Annotated in this window: 1 protein-coding gene and 1 pseudogene; both read right to left on the bottom strand. The window is 45.2% G+C overall.

Annotated elements, in window-relative coordinates; genetic code table 11:
- Positions 1 to 174, bottom strand: a 174-nt coding sequence (locus R8O11_RS30365; protein ID WP_318195280.1) for an MltR family transcriptional regulator, incomplete at its 3' end; no start/stop codon positions are given.
- Positions 175 to 234: 60 nt separating this feature from the next.
- A pseudogene (locus R8O11_RS30360) lies at positions 235 to 555 on the bottom strand (L-sorbose 1-phosphate reductase); the annotation flags it as partial.

Genomic DNA, 555 nt, shown 5'->3' with positions numbered 1-555 from the left:
ATCTTCTCTCAATAAAGGATCCACAGCATACTCCTTCACTAAGTCGTCTTGGACGAACACACTCGGAAGTAATGCTTTTAACTTGAGGTTAATTATTTTGTTAGAAACCTGAAGAAACGCAGTGGCATTTTCACACTCATCCAATTTCTCCAGTAACTCGTCTTCACGTGACAACGTCTTACTGACCTCTCCATTATGTGGCAGCGCAAAGGCTACCACACATGTTCGTTGCAACTAAACCGTTAAGCTCACGTCATAAAACTCAAGTAACGCTTTTTCTGCATGCCCGTTCCACACATAGTTGTTCGCGCACAAAATCGCATCGAGCTCCGCAAAGAACGGGTCTTGGTCTGCCAACGATAAAAAGTCATCAATCGCCGTCAATGGCAGGTCAATATGTGGGTAAATCAACTTCTTACCGCCCGGAATATCCAACTGATTCAGAATCGTATGTGGCGCAGCTTGTAAGCCACCGACATGGGTGATCATGAACGATGGGTTGATCTTGCCTTGCGAGGAAAGCTCAATAGATTCCACCATGTCACCCTTTGAACC

Source organism: Vibrio sp. 1288, assembly GCF_033344475.1.
This window is presented reverse-complemented; position numbering and strand designations above follow the sequence as displayed.